This is a genomic window from Flavobacterium sp. HBTb2-11-1 (genome assembly GCF_009826975.1).
Lineage (GTDB): Bacteria > Bacteroidota > Bacteroidia > Flavobacteriales > Flavobacteriaceae > Flavobacterium.
Map to the genome: position 1 here is coordinate 345272 of NZ_WUMO01000003.1, position 21641 is coordinate 366912.

Annotated in this window: 11 protein-coding genes; 9 read left to right on the forward strand and 2 right to left on the reverse strand. The window is 36.7% G+C overall.

Going from position 1 to position 21641, the window contains the following annotated elements:
• Nucleotides 1-10: 10 nt before the first annotated feature.
• The 9 genes from GR162_RS08545 (at nt 11) to GR162_RS08585 (ending at nt 19541) form a co-directional block, all read left to right on the forward strand.
• On the forward strand, nt 11-4042 hold the full coding sequence (locus tag GR162_RS08545; RefSeq protein WP_160781792.1) for a two-component regulator propeller domain-containing protein: 4032 nt from the start codon (nt 11-13) through the stop codon (nt 4040-4042).
• A gap of 487 nt (nt 4043-4529) precedes the next feature.
• On the forward strand, nt 4530-5411 hold the full coding sequence (locus GR162_RS08550) for an inositol oxygenase family protein (RefSeq protein ID WP_160781793.1): 882 nt from the start codon (nt 4530-4532) through the stop codon (nt 5409-5411).
• A gap of 181 nt (nt 5412-5592) precedes the next feature.
• Entirely contained in the window at nt 5593-8730 is a 3138-nt protein-coding gene (locus GR162_RS08555) for a glycoside hydrolase family 2 TIM barrel-domain containing protein (protein ID WP_160781794.1), read from the forward strand.
• A 104-nt stretch (nt 8731-8834) separates the two neighbouring features.
• Nucleotides 8835-9977, forward strand: a complete 1143-nt coding sequence (locus GR162_RS08560; protein ID WP_160781795.1) for an acyltransferase family protein — start codon at nt 8835-8837, stop codon at nt 9975-9977.
• A gap of 55 nt (nt 9978-10032) precedes the next feature.
• On the forward strand, nt 10033-11670 hold the full coding sequence (locus tag GR162_RS08565; RefSeq protein WP_160781796.1) for a sodium/sugar symporter: 1638 nt from the start codon (nt 10033-10035) through the stop codon (nt 11668-11670).
• Nucleotides 11671-11811: 141 nt separating this feature from the next.
• Complete coding sequence (locus GR162_RS08570; RefSeq protein WP_160781797.1) at nt 11812-13341, forward strand: glycoside hydrolase family 28 protein; 1530 nt, start codon at nt 11812-11814, stop codon at nt 13339-13341.
• 181 nt (nt 13342-13522) lie between these two features.
• Nucleotides 13523-14962, forward strand: a complete 1440-nt coding sequence (locus tag GR162_RS08575) for a glycoside hydrolase family 28 protein (RefSeq protein ID WP_160781798.1) — start codon at nt 13523-13525, stop codon at nt 14960-14962.
• A gap of 102 nt (nt 14963-15064) precedes the next feature.
• The gene (locus GR162_RS08580) at nt 15065-17044 is read left to right on the forward strand and encodes an alpha-L-arabinofuranosidase C-terminal domain-containing protein (RefSeq protein WP_160781799.1); all 1980 of its coding nucleotides are present in this window, start codon (nt 15065-15067) and stop codon (nt 17042-17044) included.
• 25 nt (nt 17045-17069) lie between these two features.
• Entirely contained in the window at nt 17070-19541 is a 2472-nt protein-coding gene (locus GR162_RS08585; protein ID WP_160781800.1) for a glycoside hydrolase N-terminal domain-containing protein, read from the forward strand.
• A 482-nt stretch (nt 19542-20023) separates the two neighbouring features.
• Here GR162_RS08585 and GR162_RS08590 read toward each other — a convergent pair whose 3' ends face one another.
• On the reverse strand, nt 20024-20836 hold the full coding sequence (locus GR162_RS08590) for a ferritin-like domain-containing protein (RefSeq protein ID WP_160781801.1): 813 nt from the start codon (nt 20834-20836) through the stop codon (nt 20024-20026).
• Nucleotides 20837-20860: 24 nt separating this feature from the next.
• A complete protein-coding gene (locus GR162_RS08595) occupies nt 20861-21607 on the reverse strand; it encodes a ferritin-like domain-containing protein (RefSeq protein ID WP_160781802.1) in 747 nt (248 codons plus the stop codon).
• Nucleotides 21608-21641: the final 34 nt, after the last annotated feature.

Here is a 21641-nt window from a genome sequence, read left to right on the forward strand (position 1 = left end):
ATTTATTTTCATGAGATTAAAATTCCTTATAGTATTCTTATTATCTGCCAGTTTTTATTATTCCTATTCACAGAATATAAAATTTGCGCATTATAACGACAATAATGGACTGTCTCATAATTCCGTGCGCCATATTGTACAGGATCAAAAGGGTTTTATGTGGTTTGGAACATTCTCTGGATTAAATCGTTTCGACGGTTATCAGTTCAAGAATTACATGAGTTCCACTCCTGGAAAAAATAAATTGTACAATGATGATATTACCGCTTTAGAATTAGATGAAGCTTCCAATAATTTATGGATAGGCACTAGAAAAGGATTGACGCTTTTTAAAATGGACACTCATGTCTTTACCACTTTTTTTCATAAAAAGAATGATCCAAACAGTTTGCCTGATGATGAAGTAAGATCGGTTTATGCAGATAAATTCAATAGAGTTTGGGTGGGTACCAAAACCAAAGGAGCCTACCTTTTTTCTCTTAAAGAGAACCGATTTGAGAAAATCCAGCTTAAAGGTTTTGATTATGTCAAAGACATTTTTGAAGATAAAAATGGCAATGTTTGGGTTGGTAGTTACGAAAAATCGGGTGTGGCCAAAATTACAATGGATGCAAAAGGGGCAATTGTTAGAATTATGACCTATACGCTTTCTGTACCCAATTCAAATATCAAAAACCCTTATCTTAATTTTATTTATGAAGATGCCAAATCGGATATTTTCATCGGAACCAGAGAAGGACTATATAAATTGGAAAAAGCCAAAAATCAGTTTGTCAATCTGTACATTGATAATAAACAGGTTAGAGGTGCTTTAGGGCCTTATTTTCTATCTGTTGCAAGAGCTCCAGACGGTAAATATTGGGTAGGAACTCTGGGCGGATTATTGGTTTGCAATGAGCTGGAAGATATTCAGAAAGGAAATTACAAATGGTATTATTCCATTTTGTCTGATGATAGTTCGCTGGTTGATAATTTAATAGCATCTCTTTATTTTGATAAATCTGGTGTCTTATGGATTGGAACCGAAGACGGTTTGGACAAATATGATCCTTATGAAAATCAGTTTACATTAAACAAAGACATATCGCGTTCTATTGGCAATCAAGCGCCTAGAATTCGGGGTTTTGCTAAAACATACGATGAAAAAGTAATTGTAGCGACTTATCATAACGGACTTTTTATATCGAATACAAAAGGTTCAGTTCCTTTGCACAACAATGGAAAAGATATTGCCAGCATTTATTCAGATGACGGAAAAATCTTTTACTGCGGTCTTTGGGATGGAAATATTTTGGTGTACAATTACCTCACAAATTCTTCGAGAGAAATACATACAGGATTTGATAATTCGCCTGTTTTTGCTTTTTCTAAAATTGATGGAGAGTCTCTCATTGCGGGTTCATTTGGAGAAGGTGCTTTAATTTTAAATACTAAAACCCTACAAGTGCAGACCTCAAGCAAGCTTCTGCCAAACTTTCAAATCAATGCGATTGATAGAGATGCCAAAAACAATATATGGTTTGCTACAGAAACGGGAGTGGTAAAATACAATATCAATTCTGGGAAAATAGAAACCTATTCATCACTATTTGTGAAAGAAAAAGGCGTTCCTCATGATGAGAATGTAAGTGATGTTTTAGTGGATGTAAAAGGTAAAATTTGGGCTTCAACACGCTCGGGACTTTGTTTGTACAATCCGAAAAAGAACGAATTTGAGCCCGTAAAAAAACTGAAGGAACTTTCAGGAAAATGGATTACCGATATTCTCTCCGATGCAAAAGGAAACTTATGGCTGAACATCAATAACAATAACATTGCTTTTGTTAAAGGTGATTTAAAAGACATCAGCATTTATCACGTAAACAGCGGTAACAGATTGGACGTTTTTAGCTCAAGCGGTTTCTTTTATTTCAATAATTCAAATATTTTTCTGGGAGGCAAAAACGGCGTCATTTCTTTTTCGCCTCCAGCAATGAAACGAAACAAATGGTCGCCCATGCCTGTTATTTCTGAATTTAAGATTCAGAATGAAGAAGTTTTTCCAGAAATGGAAATTAATGGAGAAATACCGCTTTCAAAAGATCTGAATTATGGCAAAGAAATAGAGCTTACGCATAAAAACCGCAATTTTTCGATTCAGTTTTCTGCTCCTTCATTTGCAAATGAAAAACTGAACAGGTTTCAATACATGCTCGAAGGTTTTGATAAAAATTGGATTACAGCTAACAGCACTTCTAGAATTGTGCAGTATACGAATTTGTATCCTGGCAATTATATTTTTAAAATACGATCAAGCAATAGTGACGGATATTGGAGTAAAACCGTTTCTTATAAAATAAAAATCCTGCCTCCGTTTTGGCTTACGCCGACTTCATTTTTGATGTTTTTTGCGATTCTGTTTGGGGTTTTCTATTTTATCAGAAGAGAAATTAAAAACCGAATCCGCTTGAAACAAGAACTGCTTACCGAAAAAGTAAACAGAGAACACGATATAAAACTCAATAATGAAAAGCTGCGTTTCTTTACCAATATTTCGCATGAATTAAGAACGCCTTTGACCTTGATTTTAGGCCCAGCAAAACAGCTTTTGGAGGAAAACAGCAACGCAACCGATTATGAGAAAAGCCGATACAATCTCATTTATCAGAATGCAAGCCGACTATTGAATCTGGTAAATCAGGTTTTAGATTTCAGAAAAGCGCAATCGGGCGAATTAAAGCTCAAAGTAACGCAAACGGATATCCTTTCTTATTCGAGAAATATTTTCGATTCGTTTAAGGAAATGGCTTTTGACAAAAAAATTAGGCTCAATTTTATCACAAAAGAGCAAGAGATAAACGGATGGCTGGACAATGATAAATACGATAAAATACTGTACAATCTTTTATCAAATGCCTTGAAGTTTACCAATAAAAATGGCAATGTAGATTTGTATATCGGACTTAAAGACACGATTGAAGAAGTTTTAGTGATTGAAGTAACCGACGACGGAATCGGGATTCCGTTAAAAAGTCAGAATAAAATCTTTAAACGTTTTTATCAGGTTGCAAACAGTCAAGCAAACAATACAGGATCAGGGATTGGTTTGTCGCTGGTAAAATCTCTGGTGTCTCTTCACAAAGGTGTTATTTCTGTTGAAAGCACGCCAGGAAAAGGAAGTACATTTAGAGCCGAAATTCCGATAGACCGCGATTCTTATGAAAGTAAAGAAGTCTTTGAATATGCTATTAAAAATGACAATTTGAGCATGCTTATTCCAGAAAAAGCAGCTAAGAAGATCATTCAAAATACAGATTTAAAAGAAAAAATCTTAGTGATTGAAGACAATAGCGAACTCAGAAAATATCTGGTAGACTATTTGTCTGATTATTACAAAGTTTACGAAGCAGAAAATGGACAGGAAGGTTTGAAAATCTGCCGTCAGATTAAGCCAATCTTATGTGTTACAGACGTGATGATGCCTGTTATGGACGGATTGGAATTTTGCCGCGAACTTAAAAATGATGAATTCATCAGTCATATTCCAGTTATAATGCTGACGGCTCTTTCTGAAAATATGGATAAAGTGAAAGGTTATGATACTGGTGCAGATGGTTATCTAGTAAAGCCTTTTGAACCATTATTGCTTAAAACAGTTATTGAGAATATGATCAAATCGAGATTAGAGCTCAAACAGAAATTCTCTGGTGAGGTAGAAAGCAAAGTAAGCATGCTGACGCACTCGCCAATAGATGAAGAATTTATGGAAAAAGTGACCAATCTAATCAATGATAATTTGAGTGAAGTCGATTTGTCTACCGATTTCTTATGCGATAAATTGGGAGTAAGTTCGTCTAAACTCTACAGAAAAATTAAAGAGCTTACCGACTTGGCACCAAATGAATTCATTAGAACAATCCGTTTGAAAAAATCGGCAGAACTGCTTAAGACTAAAAAATATAATGTTTCTGAAGTGACCAATCTTGTTGGTTTCAATGATCCGTTATATTTCAGCAGATGCTTTAAAAAGCAGTTTGGTTTCCCGCCGAGCAAACTGATATAATTAGGTTTTCTTCTGCCACGAATTGCACAAATTTCCACTAATTTATAATTGTAGCCTTTGTCAAAGTTTAAAACTTTGACAAAGGTCTTACACACCGTTTTGGCATTTGAGCGAAAGAAAAATCTAAAGTAAAATTCGATTAAGATGAGAAAAACATAGCCCAAGGTTTCAACCTTGGGTACACGATCCATTTTCATTAATGTATAATTTGTGAAATTGGTGCAATTCGAAGTAAATATTCTCTACGAGTAAATGAAAATTCGTGAATTACTTCGCCAGTTCGCTATCGCTCGAGTTGTGGCTAAAAAAGACAAAGCCCAACATTAAAAAATCTAAATAGCAACCTTACAGAACAAGCCTTTTTGCATGTTTTTAAGGTAGAAATCCTATAAAAACCAAAATTATCCATGTTTTTGATGTATTAATCCATTTTGAACGGAGTATGTAATTCTACTTTTGTCTTATAACATTATAACTATTTAGCATTATGAAAAAGCATATAGACACAGATAATCCGTTGAAAAATTTAGATGAGTGGGAAGATGATTTGCTAATGCGATATCCTGATCCTTCTGAAGAAAATGTAAAAGAAAAGCAGAAGGAAGAATTCAGGAATTATGTCGATTCAGAAAGAGTAGAAACAGTTAAGGAATTTTATAGAATAAACCATACGTATCAGACTTACGATTTTGTATGCAGTAAAGAACAAGAATTTTTACAGTTCAATAGAAAAGAAATGTCGATCTGGGAAGCGGTTGATTTTTTGAACACGCTTGTAGATGACAGTGATCCAGATATTGATCTAGATCAGACACAGCACCTTTTGCAGACTTCAGAAGCAATTAGAGCTGACGGTCACCCAGACTGGTTTGTTCTGACAGGTTTTATCCATGATTTAGGTAAAGTTTTATGCCTTTTTGGAGAACCGCAATGGGCAGTTGTTGGGGATACATTTCCAGTTGGATGTGCGTATTCGGATAAGATTGTCTACCCAGAATTCTTTAAAGAAAACCCAGATTATACAGATCCAAGATTCAATACCAAATTTGGAATCTACACAGAAAATTGTGGATTGGATAAGGTAAAGATGAGTTGGGGGCATGACGAATATTTATATCAGATTATGAAAGATTATCTGCCAGAACCAGCTTTATACATGATTCGTTATCATTCATTCTATTCTCAGCACAAAGAAAATGCTTACGCACATTTAATGAATGAAAAAGACATTGAAATGTTTGACTGGGTTAGAAAGTTCAATCCGTACGATTTGTACACAAAAGCTCCAGTTAAACCCGATTTACAAGCATTACTTCCTTATTATAAAGAATTAGTGGCTAAATATCTGCCTGAGAAATTGAAGTTTTAAAAAGGCCAGATAGATACATAGAAACATAGTTTTTTGAGCTAAAGATGTATTATAAGAACTAGTTTTCCACACATAGCTTGATATTTTATAATAAGTCAAGCGCCTTTGAAATAAAGGAAAAAACTATGTCTCTATGTGTTTTTTAAAAAAAAATAATGTCAGCTATCTAAAACCAAAACAAATGCAGAAAACCAAAACCAAAATACTTTTATTCAGCCTGTTTATACTTTGTGGCGCAGCTGTTTTGGCACAGGAAAAAGACCGCAACGATTGGGAAAATCCTCTTGTGTTTCAAATAAACAGAGAACCCGCAAGAGCAGCTTTTCTTCCATATGCAGACGAAACTTCGGCAATCATTGATAAGTATGAAAACTCACCTTGGTATTTTTCTTTGAATGGCAAATGGAAATTTTCATGGGCTCCAACACCAGATGAGCGCCCAAAGGATTTTTATAAAACAGATTTCAGCACTTTACACTGGAAAGAACTTCAAGTGCCTTCGAATTGGGAATTAAACGGATATGGAGTTCCGATTTACACCAACATAACGTATCCCTTCGAAAAAAATCCGCCTTTTATTAATCATTGGGACAATCCTGTTGGGTCTTATAAAAAAGATTTTGTGCTACCTGAAAATTGGAAAGGCCGACATGTTTTTCTTCATTTCGAAGCAGGAACTTCAGCAATGTACATATGGGTAAATGGAGAAAAAGTGGGTTACACAGAAAATACTAAAAGCCCCGCAGAATTTGATATTTCGAAATATTTGAAACCGGGTAAAAATAATTTGGCTATTGAAGTTTACAGATGGAGCGATGGTTCTTATTTAGAAGATCAAGATATGTGGCGACTTTCTGGAATTGACAGAAATGTGTATTTGTATAGTACTGACAATGTTCGCATTTCGGATTTCTTTGCAAAACCAGATTTAGATGCAAAGTATAAAAACGGAAGTTTAAATGTTGATGTGAGTTTAAAAAATCTGACTTCAAAAGCAGTAAACAACCAAAAGTTGGTTGCAAAATTGGTTGACGCCTCGGGCAAAAATGTTTTTAGCAAAGAATTCAATATCAATTTTGAAGCTTCAAAAATTCAGAATCTTAATTTTTCTCAAAGTATTTCAAGTCCGAAATTGTGGAGTAGTGAAACGCCGAATTTGTACACTTTGCTTTTGACTTTAAAAACTACAAAAGGAGAAATTGTAGAAACCGTTGGAACCCAAATCGGATTCAGAAAAGTGGAACTAAAAGGCGGACAATTATTGGTAAACGGTGTCCGATTAATGGTTCATGGCGTAAACATTCACGAACATAATCCAGAAACTGGACATTATCAGGATGAAGCCACGATGTTGAAAGACATTCAGATGATGAAACAGCTCAATATCAATTCTGTACGCTGCAGTCATTATCCGAACAATATTCTGTGGGTAAAATTATGCAACAAATACGGTTTGTTTTTGGTGGATGAAGCCAATATTGAAAGCCATGGAATGGGAGTAGAAGGACAGCCTCTAAAGTGGATGAATCCAAAAACGAATCCGGGCCATCTTCCAGAATGGAGAGAAGCACATTTAGACCGAATTTATAGCTTGGTAGAAAGAGATAAAAATATGCCATCGGTAATCATTTGGTCATTAGGAAACGAAAGTGCTAATGGACCAGTATTTCATGAGGCATATAAATGGATCAAAAAAAGAGATAATTCGCGTTTGGTTCAATTTGAACAGGCAAAAGAAAATGAGAATACAGATATCGTCTGCCCAATGTATCCAACAATTGAATACATGAAAGAATATGCTGCGAGAAAAGAAGTGAGCCGTCCGTTCATTATGTGTGAGTATTCGCATGCCATGGGGAACAGTAGCGGAAACTTTCAGGAATATTGGGACATCATTCGCGGCAGCAAAAATATGCAGGGCGGATTTATTTGGGATTGGGTAGATCAGGGATTTTATGGAATTGATGAAGCGGGTCGTAAATATTGGACTTACGGAGGCGATATGGGAAGCCAAAACTATCTAAACGACGAAAATTTCTGCCATAACGGATTAGTTTATGCTGATAGAACGCCGCATCCTGGAGCATTTGAAGTGAAGAAAGTATATCAGAATATTTTATTCAAAGCAGTCGATATCAAAAATGGTATAATCGAAATTAATAATGATTTTGGATTCACAAACCTGAACAAGTACAACTTTAGATATGAAGTTTTAGAAAACGGTAAAGTAATCAAAGAAGGAAATTTGAATGTTGATTTAGATCCAAAAACTAAAAAACAATTCAAACTTGATTTACCAAAATTAGAATCAAAAGAAGGAATAGAATATTTGCTAAATGTTTTTGCTTACACCAAAACGGGATCAGATTTACTGCCTCAGAATTTTGAGGTTGCGAAAGAACAATTTGTAATCGAAGACGGTAAATATTTCCAAAAATCTGAAAAAACAAACAATTCGAAAGTTCAAGATGAAAAAGATCAGTTTGTTTTAACTTCTGATAATGTTACAGTTAAAATCAGCAAATCGACTGGACTGATTTCTTATTACAGTATAAAAGGCGAAGAATATTTTAAGCAATATCCTGAACCTAACTTCTGGAGAGCGCCAACCGATAATGATTTTGGAAACAAAATGCAGATTAGAACCAATGTCTGGAGAACGGCAGGAAAAAATACATCGCTAGAAAATATTCAGCAAATTGAAGAAAACGGTAAGCAATATATTGTTGCTAAATTGAAGTTGAATGATGTTGCTTCAGACTACACTATTAAATATGCATTAGGAAATGACGGTGCTTTGGAAATTCAGGCTTCTTATAAAAAAGGAAATAATCCAGTGCCAGAGCTGCCGCGTTTCGGAATGATTTTCACCTTGAAAAATACTTTGGAGAATCTGGATTATTACGGAAGAGGTCCTTTAGAAAATTATCCAGATAGGAAAACTTCTTCATTCAAAGGAATTTATAACAGTAAAGTTGCAGACCAATATGTGCCTTATACGCGCCCTCAGGAAAATGGATATAAGACCGATATACGCTGGTTTAAATTATCAAGCAATACAGGAAATGGCTTGGAAATAAAAGGTCTGCAGCCTTTATGTATGAGTACTTTGAATAATTATCCGAGCGATTTTGATGGTGGGATTTCTAAAAAGAACCTTCATTCCAGTGACATCACTCCAAGAGATGAAGTAGTTGTTTGTGTAGACTTAACCCAGCGAGGTTTAGGAGGCGACAACAGCTGGGGACAACCGCCACACGAACAATATGTATTAAGCCAAAGCGAATACAGCTACGGATTTATTATTAAACCACTTTAAATAACCTGTTGTTTAGTTCCAGTCACAGTTTTCAGTAACATAAACACTGAATACTGTGACTGCTACTGAATACTGCGATAGAAAATTAAAACTAGAACTAAAAAATGAGTAACCCTACAAACGGAAGATTAATTTCTTTAGATGCGCTGCGCGGATTTGTAATGTTTTGGATTATGAGTGGCGAACATATAATTCATGCTCTAGCCAAGGCGGCCCCAATTCCTATTTTTCTCTGGATGTCATCGCAATTGCATCATGCGGAATGGAATGGCATTACATTCTATGACATGATTTTCCCTGTGTTTTTGTTTGTAGCAGGCGTTTCTATGCCATATTCTTTTGAGAAGAAAATGAATTTAGCGGGAGTATCAACTCCGCAGGAATTGCCCTCAAAAGAAAAACGAAAAATATACCTTTCTATGCTGAGGAGAACCATTATTTTAGTGGTTTTAGGTTTTGTAGTAAATGGATTATTGCGTTTTGATGGCTTTGACCATACCCGTTTTGCGAGTGTTTTAGGAAGAATTGGAATAGCTTGGTTTTTTGCCGGAATGATTTATTTGAATTTTGATTTCAAAAAACAGTTCATATGGTTTTTAGGCATTTTGATGGGCTATTATGCGGCCATGAAATGGATACCAGTTCCTGAGTTTGGAGCGGGAGTTTTAACCAAAGAGGGATCATTAGAAGGATATATTGACCGCCTATTTTTACCGGGCAGACTTCACAGTACCGTTTATGATCCAGAAGGCATTTTTTCGACTCTTCCCGCTATTTCTACGGCATTATTAGGAGTTTTTACAGGAACATTTTTAAAAACAAAAAATCAGTTTTCAATAAATGCAAAGTTAATTTTGATGGCCTTGACAGCTGTTTTGTTAATTATTGCAGGTTTAATTTGGGACATTGATTTTCCAATTAACAAGCATTTATGGACAAGCTCTTTTGTCTGTTTTGTCGGCGGATTTAGTATTTTATTTTTTATCTTTTTCTATTTGATAATTGATTTGTCTGGCTTTCATAAATGGGCATTTCCGTTGATTTTAATTGGTTCAAATTCGATTTTAATATATATCGCAGCCGAAGGCTCTGTAGATTTTAAACATACTGCTGATTACTTTTTTGGAGGTATGATACAGTATTTGCCAATGATATGGCAGCCAGTATTTGTTGCTCTCTCAGTAACTGGTGTACAGCTTCTTTTACTTTATTTTCTGTATAAAAGAAAATGGTTTCTCAAGATTTGATGCGATCAGATCTTACAATACATTTTACTATCTAACCACACAATAACCACACATTATGAATGTATTACAAACCGCAGATTACATTGTTTTCTTTATTTACTTTATCATAGTCACGGCCTATGGAATGTACATTTATAGAAGCAAAAAAACTGCAACAACCAGTTCCAAAGAATATTTTTTAGCAGAGGGTTCGCTTACTTGGTGGGCAATTGGAGCTTCTTTGATTGCGTCTAATATTTCAGCAGAACATTTTATCGGGATGAGCGGTTCGGGTTTTGCCATTGGACTAGCCATTGCTTCTTATGAATGGATGTCTGCGGCTACTCTGATTATCGTGGCCATGTTTATTCTTCCCGTTTATTTGAAGAATAAAATATTTACCATGCCGCAGTTCCTAGCCAAAAGATATAGTGGAACCGTAAGCACGATCATGGCCATAATTTGGCTTTTAATTTATGTATTTGTAAATCTTACTTCGATTATCTATTTAGGCGCTTTGGCCATTTCGTCCATTGCACCGATAAGTTTTCAGTTTTGTGTAATCGGATTGAGTCTGTTTGCTGTAATTGTGACTTTGGGTGGTATGAAAGTAATCGGATACACAGATATGTTTCAGGTTATTGTTTTAATTCTGGGTGGACTGGTAACAACTTATTTGGCCTTGACACTATTGTCAGACCAATTCGGTTTTGGAAAGGATATCTTAAAAGGATTGTCTGTAATTGCCGATCAAGCCCCAGGACATTTGCATATGATCTTAGATAAGTCCAATCCGCATTATAATGAATTGCCAGGAATGTCGGTTTTAGTTGGGGGAATGTTAATTAACAATCTGGCCTATTGGGGGTGCAATCAATATATCGTTCAACGAGCTTTAGGAGCCGATTTAAAAACAGCGCGCAAAGGAATTTTATTTGCCGCTTTTCTAAAATTATTGGTTCCAATTATTGCCGTTTTACCGGGTATTGCCATGTTTGTCATGCATGAAAACGGAACGTTTCAGCAGGAAATGGTTGACGCGGCTGGAGTTTTAAAACCAGATCATGCGTACCCGACTTTAATGAATCTGCTTCCCGCAGGATTAAAAGGAGTGGCATTGGCGGCTTTAACAGCGGCAATTGTGGCTTCTTTGGCTGGAAAAGCCAATAGTATTTCAACTATTTTTTCGCTAGATATTTATAAAAAATATTTCAACTCACAAGCATCAGAAAAAAAATTGGTTCGTATAGGAAAGTGGTGTGTGGTGGTTTGTATGATCATTGCAGCTTTTGTAGCTCCTGCATTAAAATCATTAGATCAGGCGTATCAATTTATACAAGAATATGTGGGATTCTTTTCGCCAGGAGTTTTAGCGATTTTCTTGTTGGGAATGTTCTGGAAAAAAACAACTCCAGCTGCAGGATTGGCAGGGGCATTGTTAACGGTGCCTATTGCAGCGGTCTTAAAATTCTTGCCGATGTGGACAGAAGGAGCTTTTCCTGATTATCCTTTCTTAGACAGAATGACTATTGTTTTCTTTATCATTGTATTGATAATGGTGGGAATCAGTTTAGCCAAACCAGTATCAGAAGAGGAAGCTGAAATTCATAAAATTGAAGTTGATAAATCGATGTTTAAAGTATCATCAGAGTTTATAGTTGGGTCTTTTATTATCTGTGGAATTTTAGTGGCTTTGTACACTGTTTTCTGGTAATTTATGTTTTGCCACGAAGGCACAAAGACTCAAAGTTTATTTAAAAGGATTAAATTGAAAATTGCTCGCAAAAGCGTAAAGTTTATTAAGGAGAGAAGGTTAAAAAAAACTTAGTGTCTTTGTGGCATAAAAAAAATAGAAATGAAAAGAAATTTTGTAATCATACTGGTTGTTTTTTGTGTTTGCTTAACTGTTTCAGCGCAAAAAGTATTTGATATTAAAAAATACGGCGCTGTGGGAGATGGTAAAACTTTAAATACAAAAGCAATCCAAAAAGCCATTGATGCAGCTAATAAAAGTAAAGGGGGTAGAATTCTTTTTTCTAAAGGGACGTTTTTATCGGGAAGTATTGTTTTAAAAAGTAATGTAGAATTATTTTTTGAAGAAGATGCCGTTTTGTTAGGAAGCACCAAACCAGATGATTATCCGAAATATGAAGGAATAAGAGCTTTGATTATTGCAGCTGAATCTAAAAATATGGCGGTAAAAGGAAAAGGCATTATAAATGGACAGGGAAGAGAACTGGCTTTAGCAATTGATTCGCTGCATCACACGGGAGTTCGAATAGATCCGAAATATAATTACAGAAGAATGCGTCCTGAAGATGGAAGAGGAAAACTGATTTCGTTTGTAAAATGCGATTCGATTACAATGACTGATATTACTTTGAAAAATAGTCCAGGCTGGACACAATGTTTTAGAGAATGCAAGAATATTGTCATTGATTTTATGAAAGTAGAAAGCAGAGCGTATTGGAACAATGACGGAATTGACGTTGATGGTTGCGAAAATGTCCGAATAACCAATTGCAATGTGAACACTGCCGATGACGGAATCTGCTTGAAATCGGAAGTTCCGGGACTTCACAATAACAATATTTACATTGGAAATTGTACCATTAGATCAAGTGCCAATGCTGTGAAATTTGGAACAGGTTCTTACGGTAGTTTCAAAAATGTAACCATCGAAAATATCAAAGTTTTTGACACGTTTAGATCCGCAGTAGCGATTGAATCTGTTGACGGAGCCGAAATTGAGAATATCAAAGTTTCAGATATTACAGCTGTTAATACAGGAAATGCAATATTGATTCGTTTGGGGCATAGAAACGGAGATAAACCAGGATCTATTAAAAATGTATCGGTAAAAAACGTAAAAGTGCAAGTACCGTTTGGTCGTCCTGATATTGACTACGATATGCGCGGGCCTGAGGTTGATTATTTCCATAATCCGTTTCCATCTTCTATTGTTGGAATTCCGGGGCATTTAATTGAAAATGTGACATTAGAAAATATTGAAATCATTTATCCAGGAAGGGCATCAAAAGGAATGGCATATCATCCACTAAGCCGATTAAAAGATGTGAAAGAAAACATAAACGGTTATCCTGAATTTAACATGTTTGGAGAACTGCCTTCTTGGGGATTTTATGTCCGTCACGTAAACGGAATTGAAATGAAAAATATCAAACTGATTTTGGATAAAGAAGATTTTCGTCCTGCTTTTGTTTTTGATGATGTAAAAAATCTAGCGATGAAGGCAATTGATATTCCTTCAGATAAAGTCAGTCAAATTATTTTTAAAGATGTCATAGGAAGCAATTTGGATAGCGAAGCTGCAAAAAGAAAAATAGAACCAGAACAGAATAAATTTGAATTGTCTGCCCATTAAGAGTTGGCTGCAAAGACGCTAAGAAGCAAAGTGTTTTTGTTTCACGCAGATTGAAAAAAACCTAAGCAGATTTAACAGATATCTTATAAAAAAAAATCTAATTAAATCTGCCTAAATCTGAAAAATCTGCGTGAAAAAAACTTAGCGCCTTTGTGCCTTTGTGGCAAAAAAAATAAAAAATATGAAAAAGAAATCGATTATCACACTGCTAATTTTCTGCCTTTCGTTAACCGTTTCGGCACAAAAGATTTATGACGTTAAAAAATACGGAGCAAAAGGAGACGGAAAGACAAATGATGCTGCAGCTATTCAAAAAGCAATCGACGCTTGCAGCAAAACGGGTGGAAGAGTTTTAATTCCAGCACCATTTACCTTTTTAGCAGGACCAATTGACGTCAAATCAAAAGTAGATTTGCATATCGAAGCTGGGGCGAAATTACTGGCAAGTCCAGATGAAAAACTCTATACAAAAAGTGCTTTCAGAACCAATCCAGGTGAAGGGACGATTTGGATTGGAGGAGAAAACGTGGAAGATTTTACCATTAGTGGAAGCGGAAAAATAGACGGAAACGGAATTTCTTTTATGGGAGAAGAACAAGAAGATGCGTATGTTCTAAAACCATTCAACGTTCTAGATCCAAGACCTCACGTTTTGACGATTATTGGAGGAAAAAATATCAGAATACATGATGTGCATATCGGAAACTCGGCTTATTGGACAGTTCATTTAGTAGGGTGTAACGATGTTGTAATCAGCGGCATTACTTTGTTAAACAGCTTGAAAGTCCGCAATAGCGATGGAATCGATTTGGATCATTCTAAAAACGTGCGAATCAGCGATTGTTATATTGAAAGCGGAGACGATTGCATCTGCTTAAAAAACAGAAGAGAATTTGAAGAATTTGGAGCTTGTGAAAATATTACGGTAACCAACTGTACTATGACCAGCAGCAGCTGCGCCATTAAAATCGGTTCAGAGAACATGGATGCCATCAGACAAGTCGTTTTCAACAATTGCATCATTAAAAACAGCAATCGTGCTTTAGGAATCCAAAACAGAGACGAAGGCACAGTAAGCGATGTTATTTTTTCTAATATCATTATCGAAAGCAAATTAAATACCGACACGTGGTGGGGAAAAGCAGAACCAATTTATGTAACCGCCTTTAGAAGAGCCAAAATAAATCATAAAGATGCCAACTGGCGTTTTCCAAAAGGCGCGACAGAAGGAAAAGTAGGCGAAATCAAAAATATTTACTTCTCCAATATTCAATGTACGGGAGAAAACGGTGTCTTTGTTAGCGGTGAATCGAAAGATAAAATCAAGAATATTGTATTTGATAATGTGAGTGTTTTTATAGATAAAACAACTTCTTTTCCTGGAGGATTCTACGACAGACGCCCTGCAAATGTGGAAGGTTTTGTGCAGGGGAGCACTTCCGGTTTCTATTTTGATTCGGCTGAAAGTGTTAAGGTTCAGAATTGTACCGTGGAATGGGGAAAAAATAGACCCGATTATTTTAAACATGCAGTTGAAAGTAAAAATGTTGATGTATTAAAGGTTGTTAATTTGGACGGAGAAGCCGCTTTCCCAAGCAAGTATGAGTCGGTTAAGAAGTAATTTATGCTTGAAAAAAATAAGTGTAAAAATCACAATATAGAGACGCTTTAAAAAAGATTATTTAATACATTGCAGATATATTCTCAATATAAAAACAATACAATGAAAAGAAACGTAATTTCAACATTATTCGTAGGAGGTTTGCTATTTAGCAGTATGTATGGAAATGCTCAAAAAGCGACTTTAGAAGTTGATGCTTCCAAAACTATAACTAAAATTCAGCCGACCATGTTCGGTTTGTTTTTTGAAGACATCAATTTTGCTGCAGATGGAGGACTATACGCTGAAATGATTAAAAACCGATCTTTTGAATTTGAAAAACCTTTAATGGGATGGGAGCAACCCAATAGCGACAGATCTTCTATGAATAAAGAATCTGGAATTGCTTTACCTATTAAATTATCGAAGGACAATACCAATTTTTGCAGAGTTGAAATCAATAACGACAAAGGATATGCTTTAATAAATGAAGGTTTCCGTGGGATGGGAGTGAAGAAAGATGCAAAATACAATCTTTCTTTGAAAGCGTCCAACCCTAATGGAGAAATCAAAAAGATTATTTTTCAGTTAATAGATAAGGATAAAAAAGTAATTGGAGAAACGAGCATTATTCCAAATTCGGCGCAATGGACAAATTATACCGCGCAAATTGTAGGGACTCAAACAGAAGCAAAAGCCAAATTAAAAATAACGTTTGAAGGAAAAGGAACTATCGATCTGGATATGATTTCGCTATTCCCAGAAGATACTTGGAAGAATAGAAAAAACGGACTAAGAAAAGATCTTGTGCAGCTGTTGTATGATGTGAAACCTGGTTTTTTGCGTTTTCCAGGAGGCTGTATCGTAGAAGGAAGAACACTTTCTGATCGTTATCAGTGGAAAAAATCAGTTGGAAATGTAGAAGACAGAAAGACGATGATGAACCGTTGGAATGTTGAATTCAACCACAAACTGACTCCAGATTATTTTCAAAGCTTCGGATTAGGGTTTTACGAATATTTCCAGCTTTCAGAAGATATTGGTGCAGAACCGCTGCCCATTTTAAGCTGCGGAATGGCTTGCCAATACAATACAGGAGAACTCGCTCCATTAAACGAATTGGATCCGTATGTGCAAGACGCTTTAGACTTGATCGAATTTGCGAATGGCGCTGTTACTACAACTTGGGGAAAAGTCCGTTCAGATATGGGACATCCACAACCATTTAATTTAAAATATATCGGAGTTGGAAATGAGCAATGGGGACCTGATTACATAGACCGTTACAAAGTTTTTGAAAAAGCAATCAAAGCAAAATATCCGAATATCGTTATCGTATCTGGAAGCGGACCTTCGCCAGACGGAGAACATTTTGATTATGCGATGGCAGAACTTAAAAAGCTAAATGCAGAACTGGTAGACGAGCATTACTATAGAAGTCCGCAATGGTTTAGAGAAAATGCTGGGCGTTATGACAAATACGATAGAAAAGGGCCGAAAATATTTGCGGGCGAGTATGCAGCGCAAAGTATTTCAGGAGCGAATCCGAATAATAGAAACAATTGGGAATGTGCTTTTTCTGAAGCGGCTTTTATGACAGGTTTGGAAAGAAATGCTGAAGTTGTGCAATTGACTTCTTACGCACCATTGATGGCGCATGAAGACGCTTGGCAGTGGACACCGGATATGATTTGGTTTAATAATCTTCAATCTTATGGTTCGGCAAACTATTATGTGCAGCAATTGTTTTCAACTAATAAAGGAACCGATTTATTGAGCATTACACAGGATGGAAAAGCATTAATCGGCCAGCATGATTTATACGCATCGGCAGTAAAAGACGCGAACAGTAAAGAAATTATTGTGAAATTGGTCAATACTGCAGCCTCAAGCCAAGAGGTTAACATTGATTTGAAAGGAGCAAAATTAGGATCAAAAGGAAGCATGATTAGACTAGTAAGTGCAAATCTGCAAGATGAAAACACTTTTGCAGATCCAAAAAAAATCACGCCAAAACAGAGCGAATATAAGATTACGAAAGGAAGCCAGCTATTGAATCTTCCTCCGTATTCAGTAACAGTGTTAAAATTGAAAACGATTTAATTAATTTCATCAAAAAGTAAAATTCATGCCGCATCATTGTTTAAAAAAAAGTTTTTTTCTGCTCTTTGCATTAGCAGGAGTTTCTGTTTCTGCGCAAAAAGATTTAAAACTGCAATACAAACAGCCCGCTGTTGAATGGACAGAGGCACTGCCTATAGGAAATGGTACGCTGGGCGCAATGGTCTTTGGAAGGGTTGAAGAAGAGTTAATTCAGTTAAATGAAGCTACTTTATGGAGTGGAGGACCAGTTCATAAAAATGTAAATCCAGATGCTTTCAAAAACTTAGCTTTAATTAGAGAAGCGCTTCAAAATGAAGATTTTGAAAAAGCTAATGTTTTGACCAAAAACATGCAAGGACCATATAGCGAAAGTTTTATGCCTTTAGGAGATCTTATTTTAAAGCAGGATTTTGGCGGGCAAAAAGCGGCATCATACGATAGAAGCTTAGATATACAAACCGGATTAGCCGTAACGAGTTTTAATGCTGGCGGAGTACATTACAAACGAGAAATATTTGCGTCGGCGCCGGCACAATGTATTGTAATTAAACTTTCGGCAAACCAGCTGAAAAAAATTTCTGTGACTATTGATGCGGCAAGTCTTTTAAAGAATCAGAAAGCAGTACAAAATCAAACATTGGTTGTAAAAGGAAAAGCGCCTTCACATGCCGATCCTAATTATATCGATTACAATAAAGAACCTGTTATGTATGAAGATGCAACGGGATGTAGAGGAATGCGTTTTGAACTGATCATTAAACCAGTTGTAAAAGATGGTCAATTAAGTACAGAAGGAGATAAATTAGTTATTAAAAATGCCAGCGAGATTTTACTTTTCGTTTCGGCGGCGACAAGTTTCAACGGATTTGATAAATGTCCGGATGGTCAAGGAAAAGATGAACATAAACTTGCTGAAATTCCCATAAAAAAAGCCTCTGGTAAAAAATATGATGTTCTATTGAAAGAACATATTGCTGATTTTCAAAAATTCTTCAATAGGGTTTCATTAAAGCTGAATGAAAAAGAAACCGACAAATCAGGTCTCCCAACTGACATAAGATTAGAGCAATATGCAAAAGGTGAAAAAGATGCTGGTCTCGAAGCTTTGTTTTTTCAGTTTGGACGATATTTACTGATTTCTTCTTCGCGTACGCATAATGCGCCAGCAAACCTGCAAGGAATTTGGAACAATAAGCTTCGTGCACCTTGGAGCTGTAATTATACGACCAATATTAATTTGCAGATGAATTACTGGCCTGTAGAATCAGGAAGTTTGTCAGAATTGTTTTTTCCGCTCGACGACTTCATTAAAAATGCTTCTGTTACAGGAGCAGAAACAGCTCAAAGTTATTATCATGCCAAGGGGTGGGTTTTGCATCATAACTCTGATATTTGGGCTATGACCAATCCGGTAGGCGATTTTGGAAAAGGCGATCCTATGTGGGCCAACTGGTACATGGGAGCCAGCTGGCTAAGCAGGCATTTATGGGAACATTATCAATATACTGGCGATAAAGAATACTTGAAAAAAGTATATCCCATTATAAAAGGTGCGGCAGAATTTAGTTTAGACTGGCTTCAAAAAGATAAAAATGGCCATCTGGTAACCATGCCGTCAACCTCTCCAGAAAATATATTTTATTATGACGGAAAGAAACAGGGAACTGTAACAACAGCTTCTACAATGGATATCGGAATCATAAAAGATTTATTTGAAAATACGATCGAAGCTTCTAAGGTTTTAAATACCGATTTAGAGTTTAGACAAAAAGTAAACCATGCGAGAGAGGAATTGCTTCCTTTTCAAATTGGAAGTAAAGGACAATTGCAGGAATGGTATAAAGATTTTGAAGAAGAAGATCCGCATCACAGGCATACTTCTCATCTGTATGCTTTGCATCCAGCCAGTTTAATTTCTCCTCTTCAAACTCCAGAATTGGCTGCTGCGGCAAAGAAAACGCTAGAACTTCGCGGAGATGATGGAACAGGCTGGAGTTTGGCATGGAAAGTAAATATGTGGGCAAGACTTTTGGATGGAAATCATGCCTATCAATTATTTAAAAATCAATTAAGACTGACAAAAGATAATGATCCAAAATACAAACGTCAAGGAGGCTGCTACCCGAATCTTTTTGATGCGCACCCGCCATTTCAGATTGATGGAAATTTTGCTGGAACTGCCGGTGTAATAGAAATGCTGATGCAGAGCCAAAATAAAGAGATACATCTGCTTCCTGCTTTGCCAGATTCATGGAAAGACGGAGAAATTAAGGGAATTACAGCAAAAGGTAATTTTACTGTAGATATCAAATGGAATGAAGGTAAAATGAGCCAGACAACAATTTTGTCTAATATTGGCGGGACTTGTTCTATAAGATCAGCGCAGCCATTTGTAATTGAAAAACTGAATATCAAAAGTGAAAAATCGTCTATTGGTTACACAGCAGTTTTTGAGACTAAAAAAGGAACTTCTTATAGCATAACACGCTTAAAATAAGTTTAATTTAATAAAAACAACAAAAAAGAATATATTGAAAAGCAAATAAATCTTTCTGCCCATAAAGAAAAGAAGGGGGCATTTAGAATATTAGCACATTAAAAAGCTGTAATTTCTACTTGATATTCTGTAAGAAAAACTAGAAATGCTTTTGCTAATTTTGATATACATTGGTGTGGCGAAATACTGTACAATCTGTCAGAAAAGAAACAGGGGACCGACGGGGTTCGTCTGAAGGTTCTGTACAATGATTTAGTTAATTTGCCCCATACCTTTTCAGGCACCCGTCGGCTGCCAAGAAGCTCCTTAATTTTTGAGGGGCTTTTTTGTTTGAGCGGGTTGGGTGAATCCTTATATTTTAGTCAAGTTACACTCGACTAGATTGAGCAGTAGGATATTTTCTATAACTGTCTGCCTTTGCTACAAAAAAAACGCCTGCATCTTTAGAACGCAGGCGGCAGATATTAGTATTGTTTAGAATATTAGACGATAAAGATATTGGCGATATCCACTACTTGCTGGGTAGTTAAAGGCTCATCGTAAGCTTCTGATCCTGCGGCAGCTCCAAACGCGGCAGCGGTATTAAATCCAGCTTGTACAGTTACGCCTTCTCCGTCATAAACGGCCTGAGTGGCAGCAGGCATTCCAGCACCTCTCTCGGTATTAGAAATCCAGCCTTTGAGACCTCTTAGTCTTCTGACCTCAGACGCGTGGCGTGCTTCTACTGAGTGAATCTGCAGAGCGGCGGTAAGCAGATCTGGCGTAGTAATAAGATTCGCGGCCTGTCCTTTGTAAGCTCTTACGCCCGTATCTTCAAAAGCTTGGGCCAAAGCCAGAAAAGTGGGGTAGTCATTAAAAGGATCAAAAGCGCCTCCAACTGTAAAGTCAAAGGTCGGCTTAGCAACAAAATTGGCACTTGCTGTTCCTCCAAGTCCTGCAATAAGAAATTTAACATGATCGGACTCGTGGGCTGAGATCTGCTGGAATACCTTCAAATCCCTACCGCCGTTCTCAGATGCTGGGATGACACCTGAATCCAGTGCCATAGCATAAAATTCATCTTCTAGGTATTCAAGGGTGAGAGCGAACTGCAGTGCGCCTATTGGCGTTGCAGGAGTAGCTGTTATATCCTTGGCAAAAGCTTTGCTGCTCAAGGCAGAAAGCCCGAAAGGTATTGAGGCCATAGCCAGATTTTTTCCGATATTTCCAAACTGAGCAAAACTGTCTCTTCTAGTGCCCATGCTTTGCATTATGCGCTCATCGGCGAAGGATTCTATAAATTTTAGGATGTTCATAATTTTCAGTTTTTAAGGTTAGCATTAAGGCAGGTATTTAGCGGTAAATTTAGTGGAGATAAATCCTCCAGCAATCGGAAGTATCTTTGAAGGATCCTTCGCGTCATCTAGTCCTGTTGACATATTCACGATATCATCTCCTGCAAAATCTTTAGAGTTAGGATTGATAAGGCTTCGGATAGCCGATGCGTGGCGAGCTTCCACCGAAACAATTTTTCCTGCCAGCAGCAGATAATCGGCTGTCTTAATTAATCTTCCCGCTCCGTTATAAGCAGCTACTCCTGTATCTTCAAGCGCTTTGGCGGTGGCAAGGACTTCAGTGCGGCTGTTAAAGTTTAGAGAACCATAGTTAAAAGAAAGCGTTGGCAGTAGTTGTGTGGACGGATTAGGAAGCGCTCCGGTTAAGGCAGCTTTAAAGAAATCTCTATGCACCACCTCATGATGATAAAGATCAGTCAGTACTTCGCGTTCTAGAGAACTGAACGCGCTGTTGAAGCTAGAGGAGTTAACGACTTTGGTGTAAAAGTCGGCTTCTAGCTGTTCTAAGGCATAGGCATAGGTGAGCACTCCGAAATCTCCCGAGCCTAAATCGAATACGCCATTGCGGACGCCCGGAAGGGTATCCTCCTGCATGGATTGGTCATCATCACTGTCGTTGCATCCTGCGATAATAAGACTGGCGGAGGCAAGAGCCAAGCCGCTGAGCTTCAAAAAACTTCTTCTGCTGTCCAGGGACGGGTTTACTGCCTGGATTTTAACTTCGTTTTTCATAATCTAGTTTTTATTAGGTTAAACAACACTGGTT